This is a genomic window from Streptomyces sp. NPDC096193, from assembly GCF_040302905.1.
Classification (GTDB): Bacteria; Actinomycetota; Actinomycetes; order Streptomycetales; family Streptomycetaceae; genus Streptomyces.
The window spans coordinates 487680-502064 of sequence record NZ_JBEOSJ010000001.1; the positions used below are offsets into that span (position 1 = coordinate 487680).

The window sequence follows — 14385 nt, forward strand, 5'->3', positions numbered from 1 at the left end:
GCTGAGCGGTACGCCCGCGAAGGGGCGACCGAACACCCCTTCTCAGGACGGGAGTTCGGTGCGCAGTACGTCGTCGAGCACGCGGCGCAGTTGCCGGGCGTCGGGGGCGACGGCGGTGACGAGGAAGGCCGGACCGGCGAGCGGGGTGAGCACGGCCGAATCACCGCACAGGTGGGTTTCGTACGGTTTGTCGGCATATTCCGGGTGTACTGCGAGGAGTTGGCCCACGGCCCGGTGTCCGCCGAGAACCGCTCCCCCGTCCCAGCCGGCCGGTGCGCCGGAACCGTAGGACAGCTCCTGGTCGAACAGGGGGCGCCCGGCCCGGCGAACGGTCAGCCGGGTGGTCAGCGTTCCGGGATCCTCGCCGTGCCGGCCGAGGATCTGCTCCTCGCGAAGGACCAGACGTGCGGTGGCGGCGAGGTCGACGCGGGTGCACATCCGCAGGTCGCTGCCCCGGGCCGAGATGAGCTGTTCGGGGAGCCAGCGCAGCTCGGCGTCCTCGCCGACCGTCAACCGCAGGTCGTAGTGGGCCTGTTCACTCCCGCGGCCGGGCAGGGCGATGGTCGCCGCCGCCGAGTCGACGTCGAGCCGGGCGCCTTCGCCGACATCGGCCTCGACGGCGAGCCGGTCCCCGCCGAGGGGCGCGCTCATGGCGCCGACGACCGTGACGCGGGAGTGCGCCCGGGACTGCGGCAGGGCGGGCCGCGTACGCCGCAGAGCGAGGGGCCCCTCGCCGGTCAGGACCGGCAGCCCGTCCCGGGTGGCGACGATACGGGCGGTGGCGTGGACGCTCATGCGGTCCAGGCGGCGAGCTGCTCGCGCACCCAGCCGGCGACCGGAGCGACGCCTTCCTCGCTCCGCAACGAGGTGAAGACCACCGGCAGTTCACCACGCTGCTCCTTGGCATCCGTGGCCATCCTGCCGAGGTCGGAGCCGACGTACGGCGCGAGGTCCGTCTTGTTGACCACGAGCAGATCGGCGGTGGTGACGCCCGGCCCGCCCTTGCGCGGGATGTCGTCGCCGCCCGCCACGTCGATGACGAAGATCTGGGCGTCCACGAGCCCTTTGGAGAAGGTGGCGGTGAGGTTGTCGCCGCCGGACTCGACCAGGATCAGATCGAGAGGGCCGACGCGCTCCTCCAAATCTTCCACGGCTTCCAGGTTCGCCGAGATGTCGTCGCGGATGGCGGTGTGCGGGCAGGCTCCGGTCTCGACCGCCTGGATGCGCTCCGGCGGCAGAACGGCGTTGCGGAGCAGGAATTCGGCGTCCTCGCGGGTGTAGATGTCGTTGGTGACGACGGCGATGGACAGCCGGTCGCGTAGCGCACGGCAGAGCGCGGCGACGGTCGCGGTCTTGCCCGAGCCGACGGGTCCACCGAGCCCGATGCGCAGGGCGCGCCGGGTGCCGTCGGGGCGTACGGCATCGGCACCGACGGCAGCGGGGCCGGTGAGTGTGTGGTCGAGGTGCATGGTGCGGCTCCAGGATGTGTCAGGACGCGAAGAGGCGTACGGGCCAGGCCGCGTGCTGTTCGGCGGTGATGTCGAGCAGCGGTGCCGAGGCCGCCGGCAGGGCGTCGATGCCCTGCCGGGCGGCTGCCGCCGCCTGTGCGGCGACCGCGTCCATCGCGGGCGCGAGGCGGGCGAGCACGGCGGTGGCGTCGAAGGGGTTCAGGCTCAGGAGGCGTACGGCGGCGGTGGCGGGTCCGCTGACCGTCTCGTAGGCGACGCAGTGTGCGGCGTCCTCGGGGCCGAGCCCGGCGGCCCGGGCGGTGAGCCCGATGACGACGGGCTGATGCGCACCGCGCGGGAGAGCGGCGGCGAGCGCGTCGAGTTCGGGACCTGGCCAGGTGGCACGGGCCGCGCGCATCATCTGCCGGCCGAGCCTGCGGGCCGTGGCCCGCAGGGCGGGGGACGGTGTGCGGGCGTCGGCCGCCTCGTCGAGTTCGAGGGGGTCGAGGCCGATGGCGGCCGCGGCGGCGAGGGCGGCCGAGGTGAGTCCGGTCGTGCGGAGCCGGCCGTGACAGAACTCCGCCAGATCCCGGGCGTCACGGATGCGGCCCGCCTTGACGGCCGCTTCGGCGCCGCCGGAGTGGGCGTGCCCGCCGGCGGGGAAGCGGCCGTCGGCGAGGACGAGGAGAGCGACACGGCTCATGACCGGCTCCTCGTCGAAAGCCGGGTGCGCGTGTGTGCCGGTGCCGGCCCGTCGGCGGTCGTCGTCGGGACCTCGTCTGTCGTCATCGGCGGTCAGAAGAGGAAGTAGCGCTGGGCCATGGGCAGTTCGGCGGCGGGCGCGGGCTCGACCGGCTCCCCGTCGATCGTCACCGTGAAGGTGTCCGCGTCGACCTCGACACGGGGCAGGGCGTCGTTCTCGCGCATGTCCGCCTTGGTGACACCGCGGGTGCTGGTGATGGGTACGAACTCCTTGTGCAACCCGAGGCGTTCGGGCAGTCCGTCCTCGATCGCCGCCGGGGCCACGAAGGTGAGCGAGCCCGTCGACGCGGCACGGCCGAGCGCACCGAACATCGGTCGCGGCAGCACCGGCTGCGGGGTCGGGATGGAGGCGTTGGCGTCGCCCATCTGCGCGTAGGCGATCTGTCCGCCCTTGATCACCAGATGGGGTTTGACGCCGAAGAAGGCCGGGTCCCACAGCACCAGGTCGGCGAGTTTCCCGGTCTCCACCGACCCGATCTCGCGGTCCAGGCCCTGGGCGACGGCCGGGTTGATCGTGTATTTGGCGACATAGCGACGAACTCGGCGGTTGTCGGCGTGGCCGTCCCCGGGCAGCGAGCCCCGGCGCTTCTTCATCACGTGCGCGGTCTGCCAGGTCCGCAGGACGACCTCCCCGATCCGGCCCATGGCCTGGGAGTCGGAGGAGATGATCGAGACGGCGCCGAGGTCGTGCAGGATGTCCTCGGCCGCGATCGTCGAGGGCCTGATCCGCGACTCCGCGAAGGCGAGGTCCTCGGGCACGGCCGGGTTGAGGTGGTGGCAGACCATCAGCATGTCGAGGTGTTCCTCGATGGTGTTGACGGTGTGCGGCCGGGTGGGGTTGGTGGAACTGGGCAGGACGTAGGGCTCACCGACCACGGTGATGATGTCCGGTGCGTGCCCGCCGCCGGCTCCTTCGGTGTGGTAGGCGTGGATGGTCCGGCCCGCGATGGCGGCGAGCGTGTCACCGACGAACCCGGCCTCGTTCAGGGTGTCGGTGTGGATGGCGAGCTGTGCGCCACTCTCCTCGCAGACCCGCAGACAGGCGTCGATGACCGCGGGTGTGGCCCCCCAGTCCTCGTGGATCTTGAACCCCAGTGCGCCGCCGCGCAGTTGGGAGCGCATGGCCTCACCGGACATGGTGTTGCCCTTGCCGAGCAGGCCGATGTTGACGGGCAGACCGTCCAGCGCCTCGAACATCCGGGCGAGGTGCCAGGGGCCTGGCGTGATGGTGGTCGCCTTCGTGCCTTCGGCGGGTCCGGTGCCACCGCCGACGAGCGTGGTGACCCCCGTCGCGAGGGCCTGGTCGACGAGCGTCGGGGAGATGAAGTGGACGTGCGCGTCGATCGCCCCGGCGGTGATGATCTTCCCGTTGCCCGCGATGACTTCGGTCTCGGGCCCGATCACGATGCCGGGGTGGACGCCGTCCATGGTGTCGGGGTTGCCGGCCTTGCCGATACCGGTGATCCGGCCGTCCCGGATGCCGATGTCGGCCTTGACGATGCCCCAGTGGTCGATGATCACAGCGCCGGTGACAACGGTGTCGGGTGCGCCGTCGGCGCGTGTCGTACGGGACTGGCCCATCGACTCTCGGATCACCTTGCCGCCGCCGAACACGGCCTCGTCGCCGGCGAGCCCGGGGCCGCCGGAGCGGTCCTCCTCGATCTCGACGAGCAGATCCGTGTCGGCGAGCCGGACACGGTCACCGGTGGTGGGTCCGAAGAGGTCCGCGTAGAGGGCACGGTGCAGTTCAGGCATCGAGCGCGCCTCCCGTCTCGCCGCGCAGCCCCACGATGACGCGGAGTCCGGTGAAGGGCACCAGTTCCACGTCCACCGGGATGCCGGGCTCGAATCGCACGGCGGTGCCCGCCGCGATGTGCAGCCGTTTGCCGCGGGCCGCGGCACGGTCGAAACGCAGGCCGGGATTGGATTCGGCGAAGTGGTAGTGGGAGCCGACCTGGACGGGCCGGTCGGCGGCGTTGACCACCGTGAGGTGTGTGACCTCGCGGCCCACGTTGAGGGGGACGGGGTCGTCGGCGAACAGGACCTCACCGGGAATCATCGGCGTCTCCCCTCAGACGATCGGGTCGTGGACGGTGACGAGCTTGGTGCCGTCCGGGAAGGTCGCCTCGACCTGGACGTCATGGATCATCTCCGGGATGCCCTCCATGACGTCGGCGCGGCCGAGGACCTGACGGCCCGACGCCATCAGTTCGGCGACGGTGCGTCCGTCCCGCGCGCCTTCGAGGATGTGCGAGGTGATCAGGGCGACGGCTTCGGGGTGGTTGAGCCGCACCCCGCGGGCGCGGCGCTTCTCCGCCACGTCGGCCGCCACATGGATCAGCAGTCGTTCCTGCTCGTGCGGGGAGAGTTGCACGCGTCCACCTCACTGTCGTCCGTGCCGGGCCCGTTCGGGCACAGCGACACCTCATCGCCGCCAACGCTCCGTCGATCTGCACGGTGCCGTCCCGCTGCCGGAAGGTGAACGTTAGGGCGCCTGTTTTTCCACCGCGTTAACTGGCGTCCGATCGGCTCATCGACATCAGCCCGCGGAGCCCGTCCTCGAGGACCTCGACGTCCACATCGCCGAAGAGCGCCTGCTGGGCGATGAATCCCTGGGCGGTGGCGATGAGTGTGCGTGCCACATGGTCGGCGGGTACGTCGGCGGCCATCAGGCCGTTGTCCCGGTAGGCGTCCACGAGCTTCGCCCAGGCCAGGCGCATGCCGGCGTACCCCTCGCCGAGAGTGGTGGCGAGGGTCTCGTTGCGCAGCGTCTCCGTCCACGCCTGGACGACGAGCCGGGCGAAGGCCTGCCGGTCCTCCCCCGGCACCTGCTCCCGCAGCATCTTGCGCAGGACGCGGCCGAGCAGCACATCGGGCATCGGCGGCGGCGTGGTGCGGGAGGCTTCCTCGAAGGCACCCCGGATCCCGGCGAAGACCTCGTGCGCGATGGCCACGATGATCTCGTCCTTGCCGCGGAAATACCGGTACACCGCGCCTGCGGAAAGATCCGCCTCACGCAGGATGTCCTGCATCGACGTGGCGTGGAAGCCGTTGCGGGCGAAGCAGCGCGCGGCACCGTCGAGGATCTGGCGGCGGCGTGCGTCGAGATGTTCCTGGGATACGCGGGCCATGCCACGCAATCTAAAACGAACATTCCTTCTTGACAAGGTCGACATGCGGCGGGACAGTGAGGCCATCCGTAAAACGAACGATCCTTCTCTGTGAATCGAGGCGACGATGTCCGCTCCTACGCCCGCTCATCGCGCCATCGCGGTGATGACCCTCGTCCCCGTACTGGTCGCGCTCGCTCTGTGGGCCTTCGCCTGGCCCGCCGCCCGTACCGCGCCCCGGGACCTGCCCGTCGGCGTAGCCGGCCCGGCGGCCGCGGTCGCCCAGGTCGAGCAGCGCCTGGAACAGCGGCCGGGCGCGTTCGAGGTGCACCGCTACGACGACGGCGACGCCGCCCGCGCCGCGATCCAGGATCGCGTTGTATACGGAGCGGTCGTCGTCACACCGCAAGGGCCGCGGCTGCTGACCGCCTCCGCGGGGAGTCCGGTGGTCGCCGGACTGCTGAAGGACGCCGTCACCGCGCAGGCGCCGGCCGGCGAGCCGGTGAGGGTGACCGACGTGGTGGCCGCGCCCGCGGGCGATCCGCGCGGCAGCGCGCTGGCGTCGAGCATCCTGCCGTTGGCCCTGGCCGGGGTGGCGGCCGGAGCGATGGTGACGCTGCTTGGACTGCGCGGAAGCCGAGCGGCACTCGCGCTGACCGGCGCGGCGGCACTCGTCGGCCTCACGGCCACCGCCCTCGCCCACAGCTGGCTCGGCGTACTCACCGGCAACTGGTGGGCCGAGGCGGGGGTGCTGGGACTGACAGTCCTTGCCATCGCGGGTGCCGTCGCGGGCTTCGCCGCGCTGTTCGGCGCCCGTGGCATCGCCGTCGGCGGTCTGCTGATGCTCCTGATCGGAAACCCGTTCTCGGGAGCGGCGAGCGCGCCGGAGCTGTTGCCCGACCCGGCCGGAATGATCGGCCAGTGGCTGCCGCCCGGGGCGGGTACCCAACTGCTGCGGTCGGTGTCGTACTTCGACGGCGGCGGAGCGGGCGAAGCGGTCCTCACGCTCTCCCTGTGGGCGGCGCTCGGACTGGCCGCGGTGCTGGCGGGCGGACGGAGCGCGCGGCCGGCCGCCGTGTCTGAGAAGTCACAGCGCCCCGCACCGGCCCCGGTCGGCTGAACTCTACGACCGGCCGCGCGTCCCCGCCGTAGCGGAGGGGGACGCGCGGCTTTTTGCTACGCGGGCCGGCGCTGTGCGGGCGAGTGCTGAGCCTGGGCCAGCGAGGGCGAGTGCTGGGCCTGGCCCTGGGCCGCGCGGCTGGTGCTGGGCGGGCTTCGGGCCGTGAGGGCGAGTGCCGGGTGGGCGCGGTGCCGGGTTTGTGCCACGCGGGCTGGTACCGGCGTTTCGCCGCGTGGGCTGGCGCTGGGCCTGGGCCGCGCGAGCGACTGCCCGGGCGGGCTTGTGCAGCGCGAGCGTTGGGCCTGGGCCACGAGCGACTGCCGGGCGGGCGGCGCCCGGCTTGTGCCACGCGGGCGCCGCACAGTGCCGAGCCGGGTCGACCGGGCGCGACGGCCGTGCACAGCCGCGAGAGGGCCCGGAGACGCCCGCGGTGGCGGAAGGGCGTCCGCCGCATGCCCAGGGGCGCCGAGCTCCAACCCGACTGCGATCCAGTCCAGCTCAGACACCGACGAACGCCCGGACACATCCGGCTGCAGCAGACCCGCGGGCCACTCAAGGCCCCGACCCCGCCGCACGCCCGGGCACGCCGGAGCGCGTCAGCCGTGCGTGTCGGGGCGACGGTGCTCCGCCGTGAGTCCGAAGCGCCCCCGTTCGCCGGAAGCGGACGAGAGGGAGCCGACGGACGAGACCGAACTGACCACCTGCTCCTCCGCACCGTCCTGAGCCTGCTCCAGTCGTTCCAGGTCAGCGGCCGAGACGAGCGCCACAAGAGGCTTTCCGTGCCGGGTGACGACGACTCGTTCGCCCCCGTAGACGACGCGGTTGATCAGATCGGCGAGCTCTGCGCGGGCTTGCGTCACCGGAATCTCGTAGGCCATGCTCCCCATCATAACCGCCTGTACGTCCTGTACATTTTGCACAGACCGTGCCAGGCGCGCACGGAGGAGACGCACTCATGGAGAAGAGGCTCGCCATGCACCGTCCGGTCGCCCGTCATGTCCTGCCGCAGTTCACCGAGCGCACGAGTTCGGGGACCCGCACGCTCGACCCGTACGCCAAGCTCCTGGAGGAGCGGATCGTCTTCCTCGGAACCGAGGTGGACGACACCGCGGCCAACGATGTGATCGCCCAGCTCCTGCACCTCGAGTACGCGGCCCCGGACCGGGACATCTCGCTGTACATCAACTCCCCCGGCGGCTCGCTCAGCGCCATGGCCGCGATCTACGACACGATGCAGGTCGTCACCTGCGACGTGGAGACGACCTGCCTGGGCCAGGCCGCGTCGACGGCCGCCCTGCTGCTCGCCGCCGGCGCGCCGGGGAAACGGATGGCACTGCCGGGTGCGCGGATCGTCGTGCAACAGCCCGCGATCGAGGAGCCGTTGCGGGGCCAGCCGTCCGATCTGGACATCGCGGCACAGGAGTTGCTGCGGCTGCGGGCCCAACTGGCCGCGATGCTCGTGACGCACACCGGCCAGGCGGCCGAGCGGATCGCGGCCGACCTGGAGCGCGTCAAGGTCTTCGACGCCGAGGCGGCCAAGGAGTACGGGCTGCTGGATCACGTCATCCGGAACCGCAAGACGTCGCTCTCCGCGCCCGGTTCACGGTGAGTGCGCGCGATGCTGCTGCCCGAACTGCCACCGCTGCCCGCGCTGACACGCGCCGAGGGCGAACTGATCGACAGCTATCTCGAAGGCGTCGACCTGCTGGGCCGGATCAATCCGGCCCGCGCAACCCACACGTACGGCGCACTGCGTGCGGCCCAGGCGCTCATCGGCCGGGCGAGCGCCCTGCGGGACGCCCTGACGCTCATGCACCTGCGCGGCGAGAGCGAGGTGCACCCGGCGACTCTCGGCCAGGCGCTGCGGGTTCTCGACGGCGACCGGAGGACGCGACGAGTGACCTTGCCGCCCTCGACGGAGAACTGACGGCGCCTCGGATGGCGTCAACCGCCAAATGTGTATGAGATTTTGTACCCCATTCGGTGGAGTCGTTGCACCCTATATGCCTACGGTCAACTTGCGCACCATGACTACCGATCTGGCGGAATGACACATTCCGGTGCTGGTACGGGCGTCCTCGGTTGTCGCTCGGCGAGCCGCGGAACACCTCTGTCCACCCGAACAGGTGAGTGGTGGCGAAACTCACATATCGCCGTTTCAGCTCGGAAATCCGGCACTCCATGGGTCAAGATCCCTGGGACGACAAGCCCCCGTCACCTCGGCGGGGCGGTCCGGGCGGACGCCGAGTCCTGCCGCCGATCCGGACGTCTGGTCGACAGAAGTGCTTCGGCAGGAGTGGAGGACCCGAGCAACACGGGGCAGCCGGAAAGTCCGGCCGTCCCTCGGGGTGAAGCCGCACTATGCAGCCGGGCACCTTCGTCCGCCCGAACCCGACAGGTCATCCTTCACAGGCGGCTGACGAAGGGTTGCGCATGAGTGCGCAGAAGCATGTCCCGTTCTTGATGACACGGGCGGGTGCCGTATCGGCCCTGACCCTGGCCGCCGTCGGCGGCTCCATGCTCGTGCCGGGTGCCTCGTCGGAGGCGTACGCAGCAACCACCCACGCCGGCAAGGCGTTGAAGGTGGCCGCGTCGAAGAAGGGCGCGCCGTACAAGTACGGCGCCATGGGCCCCTCCCGCTTCGACTGCTCCGGCCTGACGCTGTACTCGTACAAAAGGGCGGGCAAGAAGCTCCCCCGTACGGCCCAGCAGCAATACAACAAGACGCGCCATATCAGGGCCTCTTCACGGCAGGTGGGAGACCTCGTCTTCTTCCATTCCGGCAGCAGCGTCTATCACGTGGGTATCTACGCCGGCAGCGGGAAGATCTGGCACTCCCCCAAGACCGGTTCCTGGGTGAAGCTGGAGAAGATCTGGACCAAGAGCGTCTGGTACGGGCGCGTCGGCTGACGGCGCGCCATCAAGGGTGTACCGGCGGGCGGTTGTCCCGGCCCGCCGGTGTGCCCGGTGTCCCGGCCCGCCGGTGTGCCCGGGCAACGCCCGGTGCCGTGATGCCCCGTGCCGTGACGCCCGGTGCCGATAAGGACGCATGCCGATGAGGACGCGTGCCCATGACGCCGGGCCTCAGTGCGTCAGCGGCTGGACGAGCAGTGTCGCGCCCAGCGCCGTGAGCGCGCCGCCGGTGACGCCCTCCACGGTACGGGTGGCCCGCGGCCTGCGCAGCCATGGGCCGAGCCGGTCCACCAGCAGCGCCACCAGAGGGAACCAGGCCAGGGCGAGCGCGACGACGATCGTCGCCAGCAGCAGCGTGCGCGGCAGTACTGGGGCGCCCGCCGGCACGAACTGCGGCAGCAGGCTGAGGAAGAGCACCGGGGCTTTCGGGTTCAGCACATTGGTCAGGAATCCCTGCCGCAGAGCGCGACGGGTCCCGCCGGCCGTCGCCCCGCCCTCGTCCGCCACGACGGGCCGGGGCCGCAGCGCCGAGCGCACCGCCCGCACTCCCAGGTAGAGCACATACGCTCCGCCGGCGATCTGGAGCGTGCGGAAGAGAACCGGCACGGCGACGAGAACCGCCGCGAGCCCGGCCACCGCCAGCGCGGTGTGCACCAGCAGACCTCCTGCCACCCCGACGGCCGAGGCCACGCCGGCGCGCCGCGAGGCCAGCGCGTTGCGTACGACGACGGTGAAGTCCGCGCCCGGCATGGCGACCATGCCCGCGGCTATCCCGGTGAAGGCAACCAGTTGAGCGTCCATGGCAGCCATCCTGGACCTGCGCAGACCTTAGTGTGTATGGGGAATTTCCTGGGTCTGACCAAAGAAACGCTTTAGGGGTGCCATGTACGACCCGACACGGCTCGCGGCGCTGGTGGCGGTCGCCGAGGCCGGTTCGATCACCCAGGCCGCCGTGCGCCTCGGCTACACCCCGCCCGCGCTCTCCCAGCAGCTGGCCAAACTGGAGTGCGAGGCGGGCGCGGCCCTCCTGGTCCGGCACCATCGCGGTACCCGCCTCACCGCCGCGGGCGAGGTGCTCGCGACCCGCGCCCGGCGAGTGCTGGACGAGATGGACCAGGCGCGTCACGAGCTGGCCCGGCTGTCGGGACTGTCCGGCGGACGGCTGCGGGTCGGCACCTTCACCACCGTCGGCATCCATCTGCTGCCTCCGGTGCTGAGCGCGTTCCGCCGTGCTCACCCGGATGTCGACCTCACGGTCGCGGAGTACGAACCGCCGCAGGGTGTCCTCGCGGTCGCGGCGGGCGACGTGGACCTCGCCCTGACGCACACCTACGAGCCCAACGAGCCGGCCGCGGTGCCGGCGGGAGCGGTTCTCGAACCGCTGCTGGTCGAGGAGTTGGTTCTGGTGACGTCGCCGGGCCATGCGCTGGCGGGCGGTTCGGGCCGGTTGCCGGTCGAGGAGCTGGCGGGCCAGCCGCTGATCAGCAGCGCCCCCGCGCACCCTCCGCGCAAAGGTGTCGAGGGAGCGCTGGCCCGGGCCGGTGCCACGCCCGCCGTGGTGTGCGAGACACCGGGCTATGCCCTGGTGTGCGCTCTGGTCAGCTCGGGGCTCGGGGTGGCGGTCGTACCGGAGATGGTGGCCGCCATGTCCATCACGCCGCTGGGGGTACGGCAGTTGGAGCCGGCGGCATTCCGGCGGACAATCTCGGTGGCCCACCGCGGGGACGAGTCGAGTCCGGCGGCCGTTTCCCTGCGGGCCCTGCTGCGCGGGGCGTTCGGTCGCGCCACGGGATGAACCCGCCGAAGCGCCCGTCTCCGCAGATCCACCGGACGGTTCACCGTTCAGCCGGGGACCGGCGCCGTCCACGGCAGCGCGATCCAGACCGTCTTGCCGCCCTCCGCCGTGGGGGTCACCGAGAGCCGGCCACCGCACTCCGCCGTGAGACTGCGGATGATGATCATGCCCCTGCCGTTGTCCTGCCGTACGGCGGCGGGCAGTCGCTGCGGCCAGCGCGGGTGGCTGTCCGTGACCCCGATGAGCAGTTCCTCGTCCCGCTCCAGCCGCACATCGACCGTGAAGGTCGGTGACTGGCCGAAGGTGTGCTGGACCGCGTTCGTGGTCAGTTCGGAGACGATCAGCCGGACCGTGTCGCCTGCGTCCTCGTCCGCCGGGAGACCCCACTCGGAGAGGATGTCCGTGACGAATTTCCGGGCCGCCGAAACCGAGGCGGGATCGCTCGGCAGGGTGACGGAGGCTTCCTGAAGGTCGGCCATGGCGACGCTGTCCCTTTCCCACCGCGGCCGGGCTCCAACTCGTGGCGGATGATGCGCGGGCGGCCGCGGATTGCGCTTCGCGCCAGAGTGCCACTCATCGCCCGGCCAGAGGTGGCGATCCACCAAGATATGTAGATATCTGTCGCTCGAAGCGGTGAACTCTGCTACGCGAGACCGGATAGGGCCGCGCCCTCCCGTCCCAGGTCACGGGCACGGCCAGGCTCTCGAACGGCGTCCGCGGGCCGCGACGGGGGCGAACGGGAGTGCGCCGGTCACGCCGGACCCGGGACGGGCGACGTTCGGTGGTGTCAGCCGGCCGGAGCCGTCTCCACGATCGTGGCGACAGCACGGGCGATCTGCTTCTCCGTGAGGTCCGCGCGGGCCGTCAGCCGCAGCCGCGAGATGCCGTCCGGGACCGACGGCGGGCGGAAGCAGCCGACGCCCAGACCGGCCGCCCGGCAGTCCGCGGCCCACTGCAGCGCCGCCTCCGGTGAGGGCGCCCGTACCGACACCACGGCCGCGTCAGGGCGTACGGCGGTCAGGCCCTCGGCCGTCAGCCGCTGGTGCAGGGTTCCCGCGACCGCGCGCGCCCGCCCGGCGAGTTCCGGCTCGCGGCCCAGCAGCCGCAGGGCGGCCAGGGCGGCGCCGGCGGCGGCCGGTGCGAGTCCGGTGTCGAAGATGAACGTCCGGGCGGTGTTGACGAGGTGGTCGATGACCCGCGCGGGGCCGAGGACGGCGCCGCCCTGGCTGCCCAGCGACTTGGAGAGGGTCAGCATCGCGACGACCCCCTCGTCGCCCGCGAGGCCGGCGGCCGCCGTGGCCCCCCGGCCGCCCTCGCCGAGGACGCCCAGACCGTGCGCGTCGTCCACGAGCAGCGCGGCGCCGTGGTCCCGGCACGCCTGTGCGAGAGCGGGCAGTGGTGCGGCGTCACCGTCGACCGAGAAGACGGAGTCGGTGACGACGAGGGCACGCCGGCCGGGATGCGCGTCGAGCGTCTTGCGAACGGCCTCGGCATCGGCGTGCGGGGAGATCGCGGTCTCCGCGCGGGAGAGCCGGCAGCCGTCCACGATCGAGGCGTGGTTGCCGGCGTCGGAGACGATCAGCGACCCGCGATCGCTCAGCGCGGTGACCGCGGCGAGATTGGCCGCATAGCCGGAGGACAGGACGAGGGCGGCCTCGAATCCGCAGAACGCCGCCAGTTCCCGTTCCAGTTCGGCGTGCAGCGCGGTGCTGCCGGTGACGAGCCGGGAGCCGGTCGCGCCCGCGCCCCAGCGCCGCGCCGCCTCGGCCGCCGCGGCCGTGATCTCCGGCCGGCGCGTCAGACCCAGGTAGTCGTTGCCCGCGAGATCCAGCAGCCCGGAGTCGGCGTCGCGCGGCCGGAGCGTGCGTACGAGACCGGCGCGCGCACGGCGGCGCGATTCGTCGTCGATCCAGTCGAAAGGATCCTGGGTCATGGTGGTCCGGTCCTTTTTGTAGGCAGCGCACAGACCCTAACCGGGCGGGCTCGCGGAACCGATGTGGCCATACACACACCTCATTCGGGCTCTGTTGTCGGGTTCCGCCTTGGCCGGGACGTGTGCCGTACGTCAGGATCTGGCGCATGGACCTGCTGAACACGCTGGTGGAGAAGGGGCTGCGGCGCGAGCTGCCGACCCGTGAAGAGGCGCTCGCCGTACTGGCGACCTCCGACGACGACCTGCTCGAAGTGGTGGCCGCGGCCGGCAAGGTGCGCCGTCAGTGGTTCGGGCGCCGGGTGAAGCTCAACTATCTGGTGAACCTCAAATCGGGGCTGTGTCCCGAGGACTGCTCCTACTGCTCCCAGCGGCTGGGGTCCAAGGCTGAGATTCTCAAGTACACCTGGCTGAAGCCCGACGAGGCGTCCGAGGCGGCGGCCGCGGGTGTCGCGGGCGGCGCGAAGCGCGTGTGCCTGGTCGCGAGCGGCCGCGGCCCGACGGACCGGGACGTGGACCGTGTCTCGAAGACCATCGAGGCCATCAAGGAGCAGAACGAGGACGTGGAGGTCTGCGCGTGCCTCGGACTGCTCTCCGAGGGACAGGCCGAGCGGCTGCGGGACGCCGGCGCCGACGCGTACAACCACAACCTCAACACGTCCGAGGGGACGTACGGGGACATCACGACCACCCACACCTACGCTGACCGCGTGGACACCGTGCACCAGGCGCAGGCCGCGGGTCTGTCGGCCTGTTCCGGTCTGATCGCGGGCATGGGCGAGAGCGACACCGACCTCGTCGACGTGGTCTTCTCGCTGCGTGAGCTCGACCCGGACTCCGTGCCGGTGAACTTCCTGATCCCCTTCGAGGGCACGCCGCTGGCCAAGGAGTGGAACCTCACCCCGCAGCGCTGTCTGCGGATTCTCGCGATGGTGCGGTTCGTCTGCCCGGACGTCGAGGTGAGGCTCGCGGGCGGCCGCGAGGTCCATCTGCGGTCGATGCAGCCGCTCGCCCTGAACCTGGTGAACTCGATCTTCCTCGGTGACTATCTGACCAGCGAGGGCCAGGCGGGTAAGGCGGACCTCGACATGATCACGGACGCGGGTTTCGAGGTGGAGGGCACGGAGACGACGACGCTGCCGAAGCACCGGCAGGGCGGCGGCTGCGGTTCCGTGTGCGGCGGCGAGTCGGCCGACGCGCCGGCCGAAGCACCCGCCGAGGTCCGCGCGGAGGCCAACGCCGCCCGTACGGATCTGGTCTCCGTGCGCCGCCGCGGCGCCGGCACCGACCTTGCTCCCAACGCCTGA

17 protein-coding genes and 1 riboswitch are annotated in these 14385 nt (G+C 71.5%); of the genes, 6 read left to right on the plus strand and 11 right to left on the minus strand.

The genetic code is table 11. The annotated features are described in order from the left end of the window. Nucleotides 1-42 precede the first annotated feature (42 nt). The 7 genes from ABTX78_RS02200 to ABTX78_RS02230 form a co-directional block, all read right to left on the minus strand. The gene (locus ABTX78_RS02200; protein WP_352204902.1) at nucleotides 43-795 is read right to left on the minus strand and encodes an urease accessory protein UreD; all 753 of its coding nucleotides are present in this window, start codon (nucleotides 793-795) and stop codon (nucleotides 43-45) included. Next, nucleotides 792-1469, minus strand: coding sequence for an urease accessory protein UreG (gene ureG / locus ABTX78_RS02205; RefSeq protein ID WP_352204903.1), 678 nt, complete (start codon nucleotides 1467-1469; stop codon nucleotides 792-794). The genes ABTX78_RS02200 and ureG overlap by 4 nt, the downstream gene beginning before the upstream one ends. A 19-nt stretch (nucleotides 1470-1488) precedes the next feature. Continuing rightward, the gene (locus ABTX78_RS02210) at nucleotides 1489-2151 is read right to left on the minus strand and encodes an urease accessory protein UreF (protein ID WP_352204904.1); all 663 of its coding nucleotides are present in this window, start codon (nucleotides 2149-2151) and stop codon (nucleotides 1489-1491) included. A gap of 92 nt (nucleotides 2152-2243) precedes the next feature. Further along, complete coding sequence (locus tag ABTX78_RS02215; protein ID WP_352204905.1) at nucleotides 2244-3965, minus strand: urease subunit alpha; 1722 nt, start codon at nucleotides 3963-3965, stop codon at nucleotides 2244-2246. Continuing rightward, nucleotides 3958-4269, minus strand: coding sequence for an urease subunit beta (locus tag ABTX78_RS02220; RefSeq protein ID WP_352204906.1), 312 nt, complete (start codon nucleotides 4267-4269; stop codon nucleotides 3958-3960). The genes ABTX78_RS02215 and ABTX78_RS02220 overlap by 8 nt, the downstream gene beginning before the upstream one ends. Before the next feature lie 12 nt (nucleotides 4270-4281). Beyond that, nucleotides 4282-4584, minus strand: a complete 303-nt coding sequence (locus ABTX78_RS02225) for an urease subunit gamma (protein ID WP_352204907.1) — start codon at nucleotides 4582-4584, stop codon at nucleotides 4282-4284. 136 nt (nucleotides 4585-4720) lie between these two features. Beyond that, nucleotides 4721-5341 carry a TetR/AcrR family transcriptional regulator gene (locus tag ABTX78_RS02230; protein WP_352204908.1) on the minus strand — a complete coding sequence of 207 codons (621 nt, stop codon included), beginning with the start codon at nucleotides 5339-5341 and terminating at the stop codon, nucleotides 4721-4723. A gap of 106 nt (nucleotides 5342-5447) precedes the next feature. On the opposite strand from ABTX78_RS02230, the gene ABTX78_RS02235 reads away from it, so the two are divergent. After that, nucleotides 5448-6440 carry an ABC transporter permease gene (locus tag ABTX78_RS02235; protein WP_352204909.1) on the plus strand — a complete coding sequence of 331 codons (993 nt, stop codon included), beginning with the start codon at nucleotides 5448-5450 and terminating at the stop codon, nucleotides 6438-6440. Between the two features lie 596 nt (nucleotides 6441-7036). On the opposite strand, the gene ABTX78_RS02240 is transcribed toward ABTX78_RS02235, so the two are convergent. Next, on the minus strand, nucleotides 7037-7318 hold the full coding sequence (locus tag ABTX78_RS02240; protein ID WP_328859890.1) for a type II toxin-antitoxin system Phd/YefM family antitoxin: 282 nt from the start codon (nucleotides 7316-7318) through the stop codon (nucleotides 7037-7039). 95 nt (nucleotides 7319-7413) lie between these two features. Here ABTX78_RS02240 and ABTX78_RS02245 point away from each other — a divergent pair, with 95 nt between their 5' ends. The 3 genes from ABTX78_RS02245 (at nucleotide 7414) to ABTX78_RS02255 (ending at nucleotide 9350) form a co-directional block, all read left to right on the plus strand. Next, nucleotides 7414-8049, plus strand: coding sequence for an ATP-dependent Clp protease proteolytic subunit (locus ABTX78_RS02245; RefSeq protein WP_352205022.1), 636 nt, complete (start codon nucleotides 7414-7416; stop codon nucleotides 8047-8049). Between the two features lie 9 nt (nucleotides 8050-8058). After that, on the plus strand, nucleotides 8059-8367 hold the full coding sequence (locus tag ABTX78_RS02250; RefSeq protein WP_352204910.1) for a hypothetical protein: 309 nt from the start codon (nucleotides 8059-8061) through the stop codon (nucleotides 8365-8367). 346 nt (nucleotides 8368-8713) lie between these two features. Continuing rightward, nucleotides 8714-8870: riboswitch (cyclic di-AMP (ydaO/yuaA leader) on the plus strand. 3 nt (nucleotides 8871-8873) lie between these two features. After that, nucleotides 8874-9350 (plus strand): C40 family peptidase, encoded by a 477-nt coding sequence (locus ABTX78_RS02255; RefSeq protein ID WP_352204911.1) that lies wholly within the window; start codon nucleotides 8874-8876, stop codon nucleotides 9348-9350. A 174-nt stretch (nucleotides 9351-9524) separates the two neighbouring features. Here the strand turns inward: ABTX78_RS02255 and ABTX78_RS02260 are convergent, their stop codons facing one another. After that, nucleotides 9525-10154 (minus strand): LysE family translocator, encoded by a 630-nt coding sequence (locus ABTX78_RS02260; protein WP_352204912.1) that lies wholly within the window; start codon nucleotides 10152-10154, stop codon nucleotides 9525-9527. Between the two features lie 82 nt (nucleotides 10155-10236). Here ABTX78_RS02260 and ABTX78_RS02265 point away from each other — a divergent pair, with 82 nt between their 5' ends. Further along, a complete protein-coding gene (locus tag ABTX78_RS02265) occupies nucleotides 10237-11148 on the plus strand; it encodes a LysR family transcriptional regulator (protein ID WP_352204913.1) in 912 nt (303 codons plus the stop codon). 47 nt (nucleotides 11149-11195) lie between these two features. On the opposite strand, the gene ABTX78_RS02270 is transcribed toward ABTX78_RS02265, so the two are convergent. Next, on the minus strand, nucleotides 11196-11627 hold the full coding sequence (locus tag ABTX78_RS02270; RefSeq protein WP_352204914.1) for an ATP-binding protein: 432 nt from the start codon (nucleotides 11625-11627) through the stop codon (nucleotides 11196-11198). Between the two features lie 308 nt (nucleotides 11628-11935). After that, the gene (locus ABTX78_RS02275) at nucleotides 11936-13081 is read right to left on the minus strand and encodes an 8-amino-7-oxononanoate synthase (protein ID WP_352204915.1); all 1146 of its coding nucleotides are present in this window, start codon (nucleotides 13079-13081) and stop codon (nucleotides 11936-11938) included. Nucleotides 13082-13227: 146 nt separating this feature from the next. On the opposite strand from ABTX78_RS02275, the gene bioB reads away from it, so the two are divergent. Then, the gene (gene bioB / locus ABTX78_RS02280) at nucleotides 13228-14385 is read left to right on the plus strand and encodes a biotin synthase BioB (RefSeq protein ID WP_352204916.1); all 1158 of its coding nucleotides are present in this window, start codon (nucleotides 13228-13230) and stop codon (nucleotides 14383-14385) included.